This window comes from Polyangium mundeleinium, from assembly GCF_028369105.1.
GTDB classification, from domain to species: domain Bacteria; phylum Myxococcota_A; class Polyangia; order Polyangiales; family Polyangiaceae; genus Polyangium; species Polyangium mundeleinium.
On record NZ_JAQNDO010000001.1, the window covers coordinates 6,045,930 to 6,062,867 of the forward strand.

Annotated in this window: 15 protein-coding genes; 2 read left to right on the forward strand and 13 right to left on the reverse strand. The window is 69.2% G+C overall.

Going from position 1 to position 16,938, the window contains the following annotated elements; all coding sequences use genetic code 11:
- Nucleotides 1–12 precede the first annotated feature (12 nt).
- Nucleotides 13–1,275, reverse strand: coding sequence for a serine/threonine-protein kinase (locus POL67_RS24010; RefSeq protein ID WP_271920904.1), 1,263 nt, complete (start codon nt 1,273–1,275; stop codon nt 13–15).
- Between the two features lie 126 nt (nt 1,276–1,401).
- Between POL67_RS24010 and POL67_RS24015 the strand changes: the two genes are divergently transcribed.
- Complete coding sequence (locus POL67_RS24015; protein WP_271920906.1) at nt 1,402–2,163, forward strand: glucose 1-dehydrogenase; 762 nt, start codon at nt 1,402–1,404, stop codon at nt 2,161–2,163.
- 4 nt (nt 2,164–2,167) lie between these two features.
- On the opposite strand, the gene POL67_RS24020 is transcribed toward POL67_RS24015, so the two are convergent.
- The 11 genes from POL67_RS24020 to POL67_RS24070 form a co-directional block, all read right to left on the reverse strand.
- Nucleotides 2,168–2,587: a SpoIIAA family protein gene (locus POL67_RS24020; protein WP_271920908.1), complete on the reverse strand. Its 420-nt coding sequence runs from the start codon at nt 2,585–2,587 to the stop codon at nt 2,168–2,170.
- 50 nt (nt 2,588–2,637) lie between these two features.
- A complete protein-coding gene (locus POL67_RS24025; protein WP_271920910.1) occupies nt 2,638–3,060 on the reverse strand; it encodes a hypothetical protein in 423 nt (140 codons plus the stop codon).
- Between the two features lie 206 nt (nt 3,061–3,266).
- Nucleotides 3,267–4,736: a PGRS family protein gene (locus tag POL67_RS24030; RefSeq protein WP_271920913.1), complete on the reverse strand. Its 1,470-nt coding sequence runs from the start codon at nt 4,734–4,736 to the stop codon at nt 3,267–3,269.
- Entirely contained in the window at nt 4,736–6,037 is a 1,302-nt protein-coding gene (locus tag POL67_RS24035; RefSeq protein ID WP_271920915.1) for a tetratricopeptide repeat protein, read from the reverse strand. The genes POL67_RS24030 and POL67_RS24035 overlap by 1 nt, the downstream gene beginning before the upstream one ends.
- 43 nt (nt 6,038–6,080) lie before the next feature.
- Nucleotides 6,081–7,574 carry a serine/threonine protein kinase gene (locus tag POL67_RS24040; protein WP_271920917.1) on the reverse strand — a complete coding sequence of 498 codons (1,494 nt, stop codon included), beginning with the start codon at nt 7,572–7,574 and terminating at the stop codon, nt 6,081–6,083.
- Between the two features lie 206 nt (nt 7,575–7,780).
- A complete protein-coding gene (locus POL67_RS24045; protein WP_271920919.1) occupies nt 7,781–9,475 on the reverse strand; it encodes a serine/threonine protein kinase in 1,695 nt (564 codons plus the stop codon).
- A 539-nt stretch (nt 9,476–10,014) separates the two neighbouring features.
- Nucleotides 10,015–10,371 (reverse strand): DUF6968 family protein, encoded by a 357-nt coding sequence (locus POL67_RS54300; RefSeq protein ID WP_373372369.1) that lies wholly within the window; start codon nt 10,369–10,371, stop codon nt 10,015–10,017.
- A gap of 396 nt (nt 10,372–10,767) precedes the next feature.
- The gene (locus POL67_RS24055) at nt 10,768–11,553 is read right to left on the reverse strand and encodes an aldo/keto reductase (protein ID WP_271920923.1); all 786 of its coding nucleotides are present in this window, start codon (nt 11,551–11,553) and stop codon (nt 10,768–10,770) included.
- A gap of 24 nt (nt 11,554–11,577) precedes the next feature.
- Entirely contained in the window at nt 11,578–11,856 is a 279-nt protein-coding gene (locus POL67_RS24060) for a hypothetical protein (protein WP_271920926.1), read from the reverse strand.
- Nucleotides 11,857–12,192: 336 nt separating this feature from the next.
- Nucleotides 12,193–13,053: an SDR family NAD(P)-dependent oxidoreductase gene (locus POL67_RS24065; protein WP_271920928.1), complete on the reverse strand. Its 861-nt coding sequence runs from the start codon at nt 13,051–13,053 to the stop codon at nt 12,193–12,195.
- A gap of 31 nt (nt 13,054–13,084) precedes the next feature.
- Nucleotides 13,085–14,377 (reverse strand): monooxygenase, encoded by a 1,293-nt coding sequence (locus POL67_RS24070; protein ID WP_271920930.1) that lies wholly within the window; start codon nt 14,375–14,377, stop codon nt 13,085–13,087.
- 190 nt (nt 14,378–14,567) lie between these two features.
- Here POL67_RS24070 and POL67_RS24075 point away from each other — a divergent pair, with 190 nt between their 5' ends.
- Complete coding sequence (locus tag POL67_RS24075; RefSeq protein WP_271920932.1) at nt 14,568–15,599, forward strand: AraC family transcriptional regulator; 1,032 nt, start codon at nt 14,568–14,570, stop codon at nt 15,597–15,599.
- Nucleotides 15,600–15,972: 373 nt separating this feature from the next.
- Here the strand turns inward: POL67_RS24075 and POL67_RS24080 are convergent, their stop codons facing one another.
- Nucleotides 15,973–16,869, reverse strand: a complete 897-nt coding sequence (locus POL67_RS24080) for a LysR family transcriptional regulator (protein WP_271920934.1) — start codon at nt 16,867–16,869, stop codon at nt 15,973–15,975.
- Nucleotides 16,870–16,938: the final 69 nt, after the last annotated feature.

The window sequence follows — 16,938 nt, forward strand, 5'->3', positions numbered from 1 at the left end:
CATCGCCGTGCGCTAGGCCACGAGCATCCGCACGAGCTGGGCGAAGGCGAAGATGACGGCCACGAACGTCCCCACGAGGCCCCAGAACATGAGGCGCGGGTGCCGGTCCACGCCCCGCGCCGCCTCGCGCAGGAACCGCTTGGCCAGGGTCCCGCTGCAGGCCACGTGGATCCGGCCCTCGAGGCTCTGCCGCAAGAGCTCGATCATCCGCCCCGCGGAGGGGTAGCGCTTCGTGGGGTCCTTCGCGAGCCCATCGACGGCGAAATGTACGAGCTCGGGCGGCAGCCCTTCCTGTGCCGGGTGCCCGTGGCGCTTCATGTCCCGCACGGTGAGCTCGTGCTCCATGACGCCTGTCAGGATGTCGCCGAGCGTCTGCCGGTCTGCCAGGTAGTGGCGCAGGGTGACGAGCTCGTGGAAGAGGACGCACGCGCTGTAGAGGTCGCTCCGCGTATCGAGCTGGTCCACCTCGCCGCGCGCCTGCTCGGGCGACATGTACGCGGGGGTGCCGACGAGCGTGCCCACGTGTGTCAGGAACATCCGCCCGCGGTCGGTCTCGTCGCCCAGCGTCGCGTCCGCGCCCCGGGCGAGATCCCGCTCGGCGGCGATGGGCTTGGCGATGCCCCAGTCCATGAGCACGACCTCGCCGTACCGGCCGACCATCACGTTCGCGGGCTTGACGTCCCGGTGCACGACGCCGTTTGCGTGGGCGTAGGCGAGCGCCGAAAGGACGGCGATGAAGATCTCGACGCGGCGCTCGAAGGTGTATTTGGCGTGGGACTCGGGATCGCCGTCGGCGAGCTTGCGGATGATCGTCTCGAGCGTCTCGCCTTCGACGTATTTCATCACGAAGAAGTAGCGGCCGAGCTCGTCGACGCCGACGTCGTGGATGGGCACGATGTTCGGGTGTTCGAGGCGACCGACGGTGCGGATCTCGTCCACGAAGCGGGCGAGCATCCCCGGATCACTCGCCTCGGGCAGCAGGCGTTTGACCGCGACCTTGCGGGCGATGTCCTGATCGTGCACGAGCACGACCTCGCCCATGCCGCCCGCGCCGAGCGTCTTGATCGGCTCGTAGCGTGATTTGGACTCGGGCACGAGGCGCACCTCGGTCCCTTCGCCTTCGACGCGCGGGAGCACGGTGGTGCGCAGGGCCGACGGGGGCGGAGGCAGCGAGGAGAGGAGCCTCCCGGGCGCCATCGCGGTCTTGGCCCGGGCGAAGCCATCGTCCCCAGGCGCGAGCAAGGTCTCGGCGTTCATCGATTCGAGCAGGGTCATGGGGAGTACCGCCAAGAGTACCCGCCGGGGGGCGCGATCGGAAAACCGCTCGTCTGTCCCGGCCGGGCACCGCCTTTCTTGCAGCGAGCTTGACACGGAGCGGGCGGCTCCGCTCTCCTCCGGCCCATGCAGCGATTCGAGGGAAAGGTAGCGCTCGTCACGGGGGCTGCGTCGGGGCTCGGGGCAGCGGCTGTGCGAAGGTTGCACGCGGAGGGCGCGGTCGTGGTGATCACGGACCTCGCGCGGGAGCGGGGCGAGGCGCTTGCCGCGGAGCTCGGGGCGCGGGCGGAGTTCGCTGTGCTCGACGTGACGCAGGAGGCGGCGTGGATCGACGTGCTCGACGCGGTCGTCGCGAAACACGGTCGGCTCGACGTGCTCGTGAACAACGCGGGGGTGGGCGTCGTGGGCGACGTGGAATCGACGACGCTCGAGCAATGGCGGTTCGTGCACGCGGTGAACGCGGAGGGCACGTTCCTCGGCTGCAAACACGCGATCCGGGTGATGAAGGAGCGCGGGGGCGGGGCGATCGTGAACCTGTCGAGCGTGGCGGGGCTCATCGGCGCGCCGAACCTCGCGGCGTATGGCTCGAGCAAGGGCGGCGTGCGCACGTTCACGAAATCGGTCGCGATGCATTGCGCGCGGAAGAAGTATGGGATCCGGGTGAACTCGGTGCACCCGTCGTTCATCGACACGCCGATGGTCGACGCGATGGTCGAGAAGTCCGAGGATCCGGCGCGATCGAAGGCGAACCTGGCGAAGCCCATTCCGCTCGGCCGGCTCGGCGAGCCCGAGGACGTGGCGGCGGCGGTCGCGTACCTCGCGTCGGACGACGCGAAATTCGTGACGGGCACGGAGCTGCTCGTCGACGGTGGGTTGCTCGCGAGCTGACGCGTCAGCGGCGGGCGTTGATCTCGCGGCTTCGCTCGGCGAGCCAGGCGCGGGCTTCGGGTTCGGTCTCGAAGAAGCGCAAGGGGACCGTGTTCACGGGATTGAGCAGGGCCGCGGCGCGGCTCACCAGGGTGCCGAGGACACGAATGTGAAAACTCGCGCCGACGACGGCGTTGGCGCGAATGGGCATGACGACGGCGCCGCCGGCGGGCCCTTCGGCGGCGACGCGGCGCGCCTCGGGGGTGACGTGCGCGGCGCGGCGGACGTCGATGAGCACGAGCGCATGGGGGCGGCCCTCGCAAAAGCGCTGGTGGACGTCGAAGAGGCGGCGGATGTCGTCGCCGGAGACGTGCCCGATCATGCGCCAGACGATGAGGTCGGGTTCTTCGGTGAGGGCGAAGCTTTCACCGGGCGGGGACGTCATTGTGGGGGAGGGTATCGGCCGAGCGCACACCTGGGCAAGCGGGGGGCGGCTCAGCGAGGGCGGGGGAGATCGCGGCGGAGCTCGTCGATGAAGGCGCGGGCTTCGGCTTCGGTATCGCAGAAGCGGACGGGGAAGGTGTTCGCGCCGCGGAGGAGGCGCGCGGCGCGGAAGATCATGGTGCCGAGGACGCGAAAGTGAAACGTGGCGCCGATGAAGGCGCATCCGAGGACGGGCACGACGGGTCTGTTGTTGGCGGGGCCGTCGATGACGACACGACGCGCCTCGGCGGTCATCTGGTCGAGCGCTCGGACGTCGAGGATCAGGAAGATGTGCGGTTTGCCGTCGGAGAAACGAAGCTGGACGTCGTAGAGGCGCTGCGCTTCGTCCCGGGTGGTGATGTGGCCGCGGAAATGGAAGAGGACGAGATCGGGCTCCTCGGTGAGGACGTGGCTTTCGTCAGGGGAGGGGGGCATTTCAGCGTTCGTTCTGCAATCGGGTCTTCGAGGGGAACGAGGCCGCCGTCATCCCCCGCAGGACGGCGGCCTCTGCGATGTCACGGCACACAGTTGTTGCCGCCCGGGCACTTGTTGCTCACGCAGTCGCTGTTGTTGTCGCAGGCCTGGCCGTTGTCGAGCTTGCACGCGCCGGGGAGTGCGGCGACGCCTCGATCGTGGGGTCGTCAGTCGAAAGCTTGCGTCTCGGCGCGGACGCCCGCGGGCGCCGGAGTCTGGGGATCGCCGGCCTGTCCACCCAGCCCCTCGAGACCTAGCTCGAAGGTGACACCCGCCGCGATCGCCGGAACCTGGCCGATGTAGGCAATGCCGACCGAGTGGCCTCCGCGACCGCCGCCGCCGTGGCCGCCATCGCCGCCCTTGCCCCCGTCTCCACCCTTGCAACCAGGTTTCAACGGGGAAATCAGGGGCGGCGCGCCGCCGACGCCTCCCATGCCTCCTTTTCCGCCCGCCTGGCCGGAGACGCCGTCGCCGCCTTTTCCGCCGCGCGCGGTGACGATCGTGACGTCCTCGAACGAGATCCTGGCGTCGAGGCTCATCAATGCGACGCTCGCGCCGCCCGCACCCCCGCCCGTACCGCCTTTTCCGCCGCAGCCGCCCGCACCTCCGGTGCCGCCACCGGCGCCATAAATCGTCGCGCTGCCCGTGGGGCATTTGTTCGTCCCGGACCCACCCAGCGCGGCGCCGCCTCCTCCTCCGGCCAATCCCACGGCCCCATCGCTGCCGCTCGTGCCCGCGGCCCCTTCATAACCGCTCACCGTGATCGTCCCGAGCAAGGAGCCGTGGGCCCCGGGGGCGCCGACGGCTCCAGGGGCGCCGGGCCCGCCGGCGGTGCATTCGGTCAGCGTGAATTCTTCGGGTTCGCCGCCGTGGCCGCCGCTTACGTCCTTGCCGTTCGAGCTATTTCGGCCAGCCTTTCCCCAGGGCGACGTCCCGAAGCCGCCCGAGCCGCCGATGGAGTCGACGGTTCCACACTTCGTCACGACCTCCTGCGCGGTGGAGTACGTGCACGCGGCGAACCCCAGTTTCCCGGGCGCCCCGTCGCTGGCGCCCACGGCTTCGCTCGGCGGGTTCTCCCCGTCGGCGCCATTGCCTGCCTCCAGGTGACACCGGACGAGCTTCAAATCGGCCCCCTCGGCGATCACCGCGATGGACGACGCCCCGGCCTGGGCGGCATCCGCAGCGACGACCTTGAAATTCGTCAGGACCGTCGAACCGTCGGCGCGGACGCGCAAGGGCACCTCGTTGGCGCTCGCGGAGAGGGTCGTGACCCCGGATTGCGCGCTCCACGGGGCGCCGCTCGTGCAGTCATACCCGCCGTGAATCTCCTCGCCGCCGCGCAAGGTGATTGGCTCGATGAACGTATCCGCGCACACGTGAATGGGCCTCGCCCCGTCCGCGTGTACCTTCTCGAGGGCCTTGCCGAGCGTCCGCAGCGGCCGCTCGGGGGTGCCCGGATCCTCGTCTTTGCCAGAGGCCGATACGTAGAGCCCACACGGCGAAAACCGCTCGCACGGATCGGCGCTCTTGTCCGGTGGCACGCCCTCCACGCTGTAAGGATTGTCCCCGTCGAGGATCTGCACGCAGCTCGCCGTCGTGACGAAAATGAAGGCCCATAAGAGCTTCCAGGTACGCATCAGAATGCCCCTTCCACACCCAGATACCCGGCCCCCGGCGCCGCCAGACCCCGCAGCCGGACTGTACCCACCTTCTCCGCCGGCGTCTTCGGGGCCAGCACGAACAACGTCACCCCTGTCGCCAGCACCACGCCTCCCACGATGAACATTGCCGTGCTCGCATTGCCCAGCGTCTGGAACCGCTCGACCACCTTCATGCCTTTTTCGCCACACGCGAAGTTCTCGTCGCACGCTGCGTCGACCTCGCGTTTCGCCCCCACCGCGAGCCCGCCGAGCACGCTTCCCGCGATGAACCCCGCGCCGCCGACGCCGATTGCTGCGATGCCGCCGACCTTCCACGGATGCATCCCGGGCTTCGGCGCCTCCACGGGCTGCGGCATCGTCGACGAAGGATCCTTCAGCAAAGGCTGCGCCTCGTCCTTCACCACCTGCGTCGCGCCCGGCGTGAGCTCGAGGATCTTCCGATCCCCTTTCTCCAGCCGTACCTTTCGCACTTGCAGAGGCTGCCCCGGGACCTCCACGAGGAAGGCATATTCCCCCGGATTCATCGGCACCGAGGTGCCGAGCATCTTCGAATCGAGCGTCGCATCCCCCCGCTTGATCACGACTCCCTCGGGCACCTCGCCCGCCCACACGAGCTTGAGCCGAGGCGCCTCCGCGTCGAGCTTCTTCCGCTGCTCCTCGGCGATCCGCGCGCGCTCGGCGTGGCGCTCGCGCAGCGGGCTCTTCATCGACGCGAAGAGGCCGAGGTATTCCTTGTAATGGCCGAGCGCCGTGGCGAGCCGACCCCGCGTCGCCTCGCATTCGGCGAGCGAATACAGAGTACCCGGCGTCGGATCGATCCGCAGGCTCTCGCCGAGCGCGGCGCAGGCCTCGGCGATACGGCCCGCCTCCCGGTGCGCGACGGCCTGGTTGAACAGGATCTCCGCCTTGAGCTTCTTCACCTGCGCCTCGGCGAGCCGCGCGCGCTCGGTGTGTTTTTCCTTCAGCGGGCTCTTCATCCTCGCGTAAAGCTCGAGGTACTCCTTGTAATGCCGTAGAGCCTGCTCCGGGTGCCGCGCCTTCTCCTCGCACTCAGCGAGCGCGTGCAACGTCCCGGGCCTCGGATCGAGCACGTGGCTCTGTTCGAGCAGCGGACACGCCTCGGCGTAACGCCCGGCTTGCACCTCCGCGACGGCCGCTTCGAAGAGTTTTTCCGCTGCCGCGACCTGTGCCGGGGTCGTTTGACCGTACGCCAAGCCGGCCCGGAGCGCGAGGCACGTGCAGGTCATCCCCACGAAGAACCATCGTACATGCCGCATAATCGCCTCTACCTTCGCCGCCGGGATGGGCCGTCCGAGCCCCTCAATCCCTGCTCCACGTCGACTTCGGTTTCGCCGTCTTCCCGGCCGGCGTCCCGCTGGTCTTCGTGGATTGCGTCGTCGTCGCCGGCGTGCTCGTCGTCGCCTTCGCAGCCGCGCTCACCACGGGCGCAGCACTCGCCGACACGATCGGCGCGGCCGCCGCCTCCGCCGTCTCCACCGGCGCCGCCGGCACGACCTCGGGCACGGCCGTCGCCACGACAGGCTGCGCCGAAGACGCCGCCGCGGCCGGCTCCGGCGTCTTGCCTTCCTCCCGCGACGAGAGCGCCAAGAAAAGCACGACCCCCACGAGCAAACACGCGAGCCCCGCGCCCGCGACGATGAGCCCCGTCGGCGCCCTTCGCCCTGTCGGAACCGCAGTCATCCCGCTCCCGAGGGGCGTCAGCGAAGGGCCCATGGGCATGCCCGCTTGCCCCGCCGGCGTCATCGCGCCGAGCTCCGCGCCGCTCGGCAGCGGCGCGCGCCTTGGCGCCATCGGCGTCGTCACCTGCGCGTCGAGCACGTGGATCGGCACCTCGGACGGGTGCGACGCGAACGACGGCCGCGGGCTCGCCCCCGGCGGCAACATCCCCGGGCCGCCGAGCCCCGCCTGCGCCAACCCGAGCGCCTCGCCGAGCGCTTGGACAGCGCTCGTGGCCGACGGGAACCTCTCGGCGGGCGTCTTCGCCGTCGCACGCGCAAACCAGGCATCGAACGCAGGCGGCAGGCTCACGCCGAGCCGGCCGGCCCGCGCGCTCGCCGGCTCCCGTGGCCCGATCGCGGCCTGCGCGGCGAACGCGAAGACATTCGCGCCGCCGCGCGACTCCTCGAACCAGTAGGCTTTGCCCACGAGCAAGGTGAACGCGATCATCCCGAGCGCGAAAATGTCGGTCGCGGGCGAGACCGACGATTCCATCAAGAACTGCTCGGGCGCCATGTAGAGCGGCGTGCCGAGCGATTGCGTCGCGCCCGCCCCCGTGGCGCCGGCGGCCACGATCTTGGCGATGCCGAAATCGAGCACCTTGATCCGAGGGGGGCCGTCCTCGCGCTCGCAGAGGAACAGATTGTCCGGCTTGAGGTCGCGATGGACGATGTGCGCGCGGTGCGTCTTGTCGAGCGCGAGCGAGGTCTGGTGCAGGAACGTGACCACCTCCGCCGGCGGCAAGGGGCCCGTCCGGCGGAGCCGCTTGCCGAGCTCCTCGCCGCGCAAGAGCTCCATGACCAGGAAGGGCATGCCGGTCGCGTCATCGATGCCCGCGTCGAAGACGTCGACGATGTAGTCGCTCTCGATCTCCGCCGCGACACGCGCCTCCTGCCGGAAACGGCCGCGCAGGTCGTCGCTCTGGACGAAGTTCGCGTGCATCACCTTGAGCGCGCGGCGGCGGTTCGTTTCGAGGTGGATGACCTCGTACACCGCCCCCATGCCCCCTGCGGCGATGCGACGCTCGACGCGGTAACGCCCGGCGAAAATGGATCCGGCTGCCAGATCAGACGACACGACGCGCTCCCTCGACAAAGAACCACCGTCCGCATGTGTGCATGCAAACGGTTTTCCGATGCAGTAGACGGCCAGTTGCCAGCGAAGTCAAGATTCGGGGGGGTGCGGGAGGGCGCGGACGCGGCGCGGGGAGGGCTCGGACGGATCCTGATTCGCCGGGCCCTTGGGACGCGATGCGGCGGGCTGCGCGCGAGACGGAGCGAGGCTTACTTGCTCTGCTGCTGCTTGAGGGCCGCCGTCGCGCGCGTCCTGCACCCCTGGTCGCGCTGGTGACGGCAGATGGCGATGAGCAGCTTGATTTCCCGCTCGGTCGCCCGGCCGGACCATACCTTGGGCTCGAGCTGCCGGCGCATCGCGGACTCGTCATAATTCGTGAACATGCGCGAATTCGGCGTCGCGACCGGCTGCGCGGCTTTGACCGAGGGGTCGCCGTTCCCGGGGCCGCTGCTCGGCGCCGGGGCCGCGTTCGTGTCGGCGGCCTCCTCCTGCGGCGGTGGTGTGGCCGACGCGAGGACGGCAGGCTCGTCGTGTATCTCGGGGGCAACCTGGCCAGGTGGATCGGCGCTCGCAGCGACGTCCGGCGCGCCCGCCGCGACCGGCTCTGCAAGCTCCGTCGCCGGAGCGGCCGGCGCGGGCGCCTCGACATGCCCGGCCGGCAAGACCGCCACGAAGAGGAAAAGGGCCACCAGCAAACACGCGAGCCCCACGCCCGCGGCGATGAGCCCCGTCGGCCGCGGCCGACGCGTCGCCGGAGCCGCCGTCACCCCGCTCCCGATCGGCGTCGCGACCGGGCCCATCGGCGTCGCGACCTGTCCCATCGGCGTCACGGGCGGCCCCATCGACGTCGCCGCTTCGAGGGCCACGCCGCTCGGCGCGGGCGCACGCAGCGGCGCCATCGGGACCGTCGTCCCGTGGGTCGGCATGGGAGCGATCGGCACCTCGGACGGCAGGGAAGGGGACCTCGGCCGCGGATGGGAGACGGGCGGCGCGATTCCAGGGCCGGCGAGCCCCGGCTGTGGCAATACGAGCGCCTCGGCGAGCGCCTTCACGGCGCTCGTGGCCGAAGGAAACCTCTCGGCGGGCCCCTTCGCCGTGGCGCAGGCGAACCAGGCGTCGAACGCGGGCGGCAGGGTTGTGCCGAGCCGGGCGGCCCGCGCCGTCGCCGGCTCCCGGGGCCCGAGCGCCGCCCGCGTCGCGAAGGCGAAGACGTTCGCGCCCCCGCGGGATTCCTCGTCCCAGTAAGGTTTGCCCACGAGCAGCGTGAACGTGATCATCCCGAGCGCGAAGATGTCGGTCGCGGGCGTCACCGACGATTCCATCAAGAACTGCTCCGGCGCCATGTAAAGCGGGGTGCCGAGGGATTGCGTGGCGCCCGCCGCCGTGGAGCCGGCGGCGACGATCTTGGCGATGCCGAAATCGAGCACCTTGATGCGCGGGGGGGCGTCTTCGCGCTCGCAGAGGAAAAGGTTGTCCGGCTTGAGATCGCGGTGAACGATGTGCGCCCGGTGCGTCTTGTCGAGCGCGAGCGAGGTCTGATGCAGGTACGTGAGCGCCTCGGCGGGCGACAAGGGGCCCGTCTGGCTCAGCCGCTTGCCGAGGTCCTCGCCGCGCAAGAGCTCCATGACCAGGAAGGGCATCCCGGTCGCGTCGTCGATGCCCGCGTCGAAGACATCGACGATGTACTCGCTCTCGATCTCCGCGGCGACCCGCGCCTCCTGCCGGAATCGCCCGCGGAGGTCGTCGCTCTGCACGAAGTTCGCGTGCATCACCTTGAGCGCGCGGCGGCGGTTCGTCTCCTGGTGGACGACCTCGTACACCGCCCCCATGCCCCCGGAGGCGATACGACGCTCGACGCGGTACCACCCCGCGAAAATGGCCCCGGTTGCTAGATCAGACGACACGACGCGCTCCGTCGATGCGGAAATCTTCCGGTTGCATGGTTTGCACGCAAACGATTTTCTGTGCAGTACGGCCTGTCGTGGACGAAGTCAAGCTTGCCAAGGGCTCACACGCGGTCGGGAAACGGCTCAGACGCGAACGCCGAGGGCTCGGACGCGAAAGGGGTACCGCTCGGACACGAACGCGGAGGGCTAGGACGCGAAGGGTGCACCGCTCGGACGCGAACGCGGAGGGCTAGGACGCGAAGGGTGCACCGCTCGGACACGAACGCCGAGGGCTAGGACGCGAAGGGGGCACCGCTCGGACACGAACGCCGAGGGCTAGGACGCGAAGGGGGTCTCGCTAGGACGCGAACGCCGAGGGCTAGGACGCGAAGGGGGTCTCGCTAGGACGTAAACGCCGAGGGCTAGGACGCGAAGGGGGTCTCGCTAGGACGCGAACGCCGAGGGCTCGGACGCGAAGGGGGTCTCGCTAGGACGACCGCAGCATCAAGAGGTCGAGCGGCGAGTCCGCAGCCAGCGTGCCCGCACGCGGGCCCCGTCTACGTCACGCCATCGTCGGTCACCGGAAAGCCTATTTCGGAGTTGCCGTCCATCGTGAAATGTCCGGGAAAAAGATGCCGCAATTCCACTCCGATCTTGGAAATGGCAAGCTGTAATGCCTGGATCGAATCTGCGCCGTAGGCGTGCGATGAGCGGACATTTCCCTCCTCGATCGTTATCTCGTAGGGGCAAACCCAGTAGTCAGCCGTCACGTCTTCCTCCCCTGGAGGTGGTGGCACGTGTCGAGGCCTCCCGATCCTGATGACAGCCTTTCGCACAGGAGCGTCGAGCGTGTCCCGATACTCGAGTTCGCGTTCCGCGATGGGATCGAGAGCGATGGGGGGCGTCGCTGTCATGGCGTTTCTCTCTGTTCCGGTGTGGGTTTTGCGAACGGCCGAGATGTTCCGTGCTCACTTGTTGTGGTTACATTGCTTCAAGCAACGCCCGTGTTCCTCCGATGCCGCCCCCCGGCACAAGCTTTGTTGCAGCTTCGTTCTGTACTTTCGTTTGTCTGCACACTCTCGCGACAGCAGCTCATAGATTCGATAACAATTCGACTCGCACACGCTACACGTCTCGGCTTGGATTGCTGTGTCCCGCAACCTCGCTTGTGCTGCAATCGTTGCAGACATCCATCCAGCCTCTTGCGGCGAGCCGAACGCGACGGATCTTCCGCCAAACGTCCCAGACAAGAGGAGCGCGCCCAACCCCAGAATCAGCCAGAAGCCGTGCTGGCAGCTCTCGGTGCGCCCCTACCCGTGCACCGTCCGCCCGAACGCCCGCATCCACTTCACCTCGTCCTCGGTGAGCGGGCCTTTTTCGAGCGCCGCGAGGTTGTCCTCGAGCTCGGCCCGGTTCTTCGGCCCCGTGAGCGCCATGTCCACGTGCGGGCTCGAGAGCTGGAATCGATAACAGTCGCCCGCGCTCATGACAGGCCCGTCCCAGCCCTTCGGGCGCTTGAGGAGCTTGCGCCACGCCGTCGCCGTGTACGCGAGCACCGAGGGCGCATGGTCTTTTACGTGCGGAAACACGTCGCGCTCGGCGCCCGGGTGCGCCGCGTTGTAACGCAGCATCAAAAGGTCGAGCGGCGAGTCCGCGGCGAGCGTCCCTGCGCGCGGGCGGTCGTGGATGCTCACGCCGATCGCGCGGACCTTGCCGCTCTCGCGCAGGTGGAGGAGCTCCTTTTGCGTCGCCTCCGTCCACGCCGAGCCCGTGCCGAGCCAGCCGAGCAGGTACACGTCGAGGTGATCGGTGCCGAGCTCGCGCAGGAGTTTTTCAGCGCCCGAGCGCACGCCCCAGCCGAACCAGCCGATCTTCGCGAAGCCAATCACCGACACCTCGTCGCGCCGCGCGCCCATCGCCGCCTTCACGGGCGCGCGCATCCCCTTGTTCCCCGAGGTCCACAAGAAGACGTTCACGCCCCGATCGAGCGCAGCGCGGACGCCGTCCTCGTCGATGCCGTAGTTCGCCGCGAGGCCAAGCCGAAACGCGCGCTTGCCGCGCAGCGCCGAGGGGGTCGCATGCAACCAGTCGTTCATGCCCCCCACGTTATCACGGTCCGGTCAGCGTTCGCCGAGTTCCGATGTCGTGCGGAATCCAAACCCCGAGTAGAGGTTGACCAGCCGATCCGCGATCCCCATCCCGCGCGCCTGGAGCTGCGTCGTGTCCCGCACCCGCGCCCCGATCCGATGCATCCACGCGAGCTCCTCCTCGCTCATCGGCCCCTCTTCGAGCGCCTTCAGCGCCTCGTCGATCTGCGCCGCGTCCTTCGCGCCGGCCCAGCACGCCCCGATGTTCGGGTTCGAGAGGGCGAACCGATAACAATCCGCCGCGCGCGGCAAGCGCTCGTCCGCGGGGACGAGCTTGCGATCGAGGAGCTGGCCCCACGAGGTCGAGGTGTACGTGATGATGCCAGGGCGCGGATCCGGCAGGTGCGGAAAGACGTCCTTGGGACCATCAGGAGGTCGATGCGCGGATCACGGGCGAAGTGCTTGAACGCCGGGCGGTTGTGGCAGGAGATCATGAGCGCACGCGCGCGGCCCCGGCGCACGAGATCCGCGGCGGCGTCGAGGATCGCCTCCTTCGGCGGGAGGTATCAAGCTGCTGCTCCGGATGGATGGTCCCTCCTGGCGGACGAGCGGCCGTAGCTGGTAACGCTCCTATACAACCAGGGGCCCTCAGCGAGCCAAGAGCTGCGCGGTAGCATCCCAGAGCTCGGCCTGCAGCGCCGGGTCGGCGCCGGGGGCCGCGGGCGTCAGCGGCCGCGCGCCCTTCACCGAGAAGTAGCCCCCGCTCACCGCGCCGAACGCCGGGTCGGTGGCAAGGCGCACGATGATCCCCGCCCCGCGCTCCGGGTCGCCGATCCGTAGCCAGCGCAGCACCCGCTCCAGGCCGGCCGCGAAGCTGAGCTCACGGCCCAGGCCGGTCACGTTGAAGCCGGGGTCGAGGGCGTTGGTGGTGACGCCGGTGCCCGAAAGCCGGCGGGAAAGCTCCCCGGTGAACATGATGTCGAAGAGCTTGGTCGTGCCGTAGCGCAGCGACGACTCCCGCGCCGTGAAGGGCGTCGTGTCGGTCAGGTCGTTGGGGATCCGGAGCGCCCCGTGGCGGCGCGACGCCTCCGAGGCGACATTCACCACCCGCGCCGAGCCCGCCGCCAAAAGGCACGCCCCCAGGCTCTGGGTGAACAGCCAGGGCGAAAGGTAGTTCACCGCCACCATTTCTGGGAAGCCCTCGGCGGTGATGCGCTGCTGGAAGGCGTGGATGCCGGCGTTGTTGATCAGTATATCCACACGGCCATAGGTGTCCGCGATCTGCGCCCCCATCCGGCGCACGTCCTGCATGAGCGCAAGGTTGCCGAAGATGAAGTCGACGCGCGCGCCCGGCGCGGTGGTGGCGAGCAGCACCCGCGTCGCGTCGGCCCGGGCGCGATCACGCGCGGTGAGGACGAGGTGTGCGCCGCGCCGTGCCAGCGCGATGGCCGCGCGCTGGCCCAGGCCGCTCGTGGCGCCGGTGATGACGGTGATCGGGTGGCTGGACATGGTAACCACGATGCGGCGTTCTCTCGAGCGCTCAGAGCGGCGTCGCGTACAGGATATTGACGCACATCTCGTCGCCCGTCCCTTCACCGAACGTCGTCATGCCCGTGCGTCCGCGCGTGTCGTAGGCGCACGTGGTGCTGATGGTGCTGTCGGCGCCGAGATCGAGCGGCGTCTCGTTCCACCACAGGTTCTGCCAGTGGAAGTTCCATCGATCGACGTCGACGAGGCATTGCTCGGTGCCTTGTGTCTTCGCCGCGCTGCGCAATGTGCGGCCAGCCGTGTGCATGTGGGGCAGCACGCCCCAGGAGCGGATACCCTTGAATTCGGGGAGCCATTGCTGGGCGAGGACCGACAGCGGCATGTCGCCATTGGCCTCGGTGTGTGCCTGGCCGGGCGGCAACGAGATATCGGCCGTGCCCGTCGGCAGAAAGAATGCCGGTTGCAGCCCGGGGTCCTTGCTGAGCTGGAACTTCATCTTGGAGCGGTCGGTGAACGGGCCCCCGGTCGCCGGCACGTTGTAGTGCATCTGGATGATCAGCTTGCGACCCGCTGCATAGCGGAGCCCCGTGCCTGCGGGGAAAACCGTCGCGCCGCTGCCGGGAGCCCAGATGCCGACGATCGACGCATCGACCCCGGCGCCCCCGAAACAACTGTATCCCGCCCCCTCGTCGTTCGCATCCAGGGCGAGCGCATCGGCCTCGGCCTGGTCGTCCTGCAGCATGAAGAGGAGCACGTGATGCACGATGCGCGCGTCGCCCGGCTGGATGTCGTAGCCCGTGATGAACGCTTCCGCGCCGACGCCGGGATCGACGACGAAGCAACGGTAGTCGTCCGGCTCGGCCCCGCTCGGATGAGGTGTGTAATCGACGCCCAGGTCGAACTCGACGAGCTCCCCGAAAAGCTCGGGCCCGTCCCCCTCGGTCGGCGGGGGCGCGTCCGCGGGGTCGCCGAGCGGCGCGCCGGCCTTGGCCCACCTCTGGAACAGCGCGATCTGCTCGTCGCTCAGCCACCGGGCATTTTCGAACGTATTGCAGGAGCCGTCGTTGTCGACCGGCATGGGCGGCATCGTGCGCGCCTCGGTCGCCGCCGCCATCGCGGGGGCCATCTTCGCCGCGACCGCGGCGTTGGCGAGGGAGAACTTCCCAATGCCGCCCGGCTGATGGCAGGCGGCGCACTCCGCGTTCACGAGGGGCGCGATGTCCTTGTAGTACGTGGGCTCCGCGGCGCTCGTCTGTCCAGTACCGTTCGAATCCTCTGCGCCGCTGCAGCCGATGAAGCCGACGAGAGCGACCACCGAAGTGATTGCATGCTGGGAAGTCCTCATGCTGTCCTCCTGAGCGTCGATCTTGAGACACCGCATGTCATCTTCCAAGGACCCGATGCGACACTTTACGGACAGTTCACGACAGGAGGAGCACAGGTCCACGGCGGGTGCGCCCGTGTCGAGCCAGCGGGGCCCGAGCAGCGCGCAGCCCCCTCATGCGAGGGAGCGGCGCAAGGCGCTGGCGCCACCCGTGAGGAAGACCGTTATCGTGAGCCTGATCGCGCCCTTCGTGCGCCACGCTTTGCGCACCGGGTGGTCCGACGAGGCGCTCACGGACCTGTGTGTGCGCCATGGCATCCACCGCGCCGCGTTCGACGATCTCACGGCCCGCGTCCCGCAGGCCGGGGCGAGCGCGGTGCTCGGCGAGATCTGCGCGCAGTGCGGCGACGAAAACCTCGGCATTCACCTCGCTCGCGAGGCCGACCCGAGCTGGATGAGCATCCCGGGCATCCTCGGCATGAACCTCGCAAGCGTGCGCGAGGCTTTCGAGCTCGGTAGCTATTATGGTCGCCGTTTGAACCCCACCGCGCCGGGGGTTGGCATTCACAAGAGCGATGACGGCCTGCTTCACATCATCCACAGCCGCGATCCGCACGAGGCATCCTGGCCACGCCAGTTCGTGGAGGCCGACGTCGCCACCGTGCTCGTGCTCGTGCGCCGCTTCACGGGTGTGGACATCAAGGCCGTTTGCGTGAGCTTCCCCCACGCAGCGCCCGCCGACGTCGGCCCGCACGTGGCGCTCTTCGGGACGACCGACATTCGTTTCGAGGCGCCGTTCGCAGGGCTCGCGCTACCAGCGTCCATTCTCGATATCCGCCACCAGAATGCCGATCCCGGCCTCGCCGCATACCTGCGCCACCATGCCGATGCGCTGATCGAAAAGATCGGCGGTGACGATATCGGCCATGCCGTCCGCCAGAGCCTGCGCGCGGAGCTCGAGCGCGGCGCGCAGGCGTCGCTCGGCGGTGCGGCACGAACCCTCAAGATGACGAGCCGCACGTTGCAACGGCGCCTGGCCGATGCGGGCGTTCGGTTCGGCGCGCTGCTCGAGCAAGTCCGTTGCGAGATGGCCATCGATCTCCTCCAGCGGCCATGCGCCGACTTCCAGGACATCGCCGAGCGCGTCGGCTTTTCGGACGCGCGCTCGCTCCGCCGCGCATTGAAGCGGCGAACCGGACGGACCCCCTCGGCGCTGCGGCGGCACGACGACCGCAGCGCCTGACCGGCTGCTGCCGAGCATGCGAGCAGGCCCCGCGAATCAGGGGTGGTCGATCAAGGAGAAGCTTGCGTTTGCGCTCCGCTTCCGCCCGCCTCAGCGGGCGCAGCAGATTGCGCCTTTCGACGCCGAATGGCACGCTCCCGAGAAGCTCTTCACCCGCGGGGCAGCCCTCGCGATGGGTGCTGGGCGCGGGAACGGAAGCGGAAGCGGGAGCGGAAGCGGAAGCGGAAGCGGGAGCGGCGACGGAAGCGGGAACGGCGGCGTTTGGCTGGAGCATGGCGGTACCTCGCGGGAGGGGGCAGACGCCTGGGAGGCGGCGCGAGTTCCCAGGATTCTGCGCGGTCGCCCGCGATGTCCGGGTCGGGTTGTCCCGGATTCACGCCTCGATGTAGCGTTTCAGCCCTGCTGCCACGGCCTCGAAGGCGACACGGCAACGCGGGCTGTCCCGCAGGTCCATGTGCATGGCCACCCAGGTGTCGAGCGGCATCGAAAAGGCCTTGGGCAGCACGCGGACGAGGCGCGCGTCGCGCCGGGCGAGCCCGACCTGGCAGATGCCGATGCCACAGCCGGCGCGGATCGCGGCGAGCTGGGCAAGGTCGCTGTCGGCCCGGAGGCCGAAGGTGTCGCGGCGCAGGGGGCCGAGTTGTTCGCGCAAGCTGCGGAGGAACGCTGTTTCGCGGTCGAATCCGATGAGCGCGTGGCCGTTCATCAGCTCGTTCCAGCTCCGCGGCGTGCCGTGGCGGGTGAGGTAGTCCTCGTGCGCGTGCAGGCCGAGCTCGATGTCCCCCACGCGGCGCGCGACCAGCACGTCCTGGCTCGGGCGCACCATGCGCACGGCGATGTCGGCCTCACGCTTCAGCAGGTCTTCGAGGCGGTTCGCCAGCGTGAGCTCGATGCGCAGCCCGGGGTGTTCTTCCCGCAGCGCGGCCAGGATGGGCGGCAGCACCTCGACGCCGACCACCTCGCTGGCCGTGATGCGCACCGTGCCGCGCACCCCGTCGCCCTGGCTCGACGCCACGCGCAGCAAGGCCGCCACGGTCGCGGCCAGCGTCTCGGCGTAGGGTTGTAACGCGAGCGCTGCCTCCGTGGGCGCGAGGCCGTGCTGCGAGCGCGTGAACAAGGCGAGGCCGAGCGCCTGCTCCAGCGCCTCGATGTGCCGGCCCACGGTCGGCTGCGTGAGCCCGAGCGAGCGCGCCGCGCCGGACAAGGAGCCTTCCTTCACCACGCCGAGGAACGAGCGATAGAGCTCCCAGCCGGGTTCCGCCGTCGTCATACAAAAGCGTATAGTCGATGCATAACCTCGTGCAATTTTCATAGGAGCGAAAGGCGCCCACACTTGCAG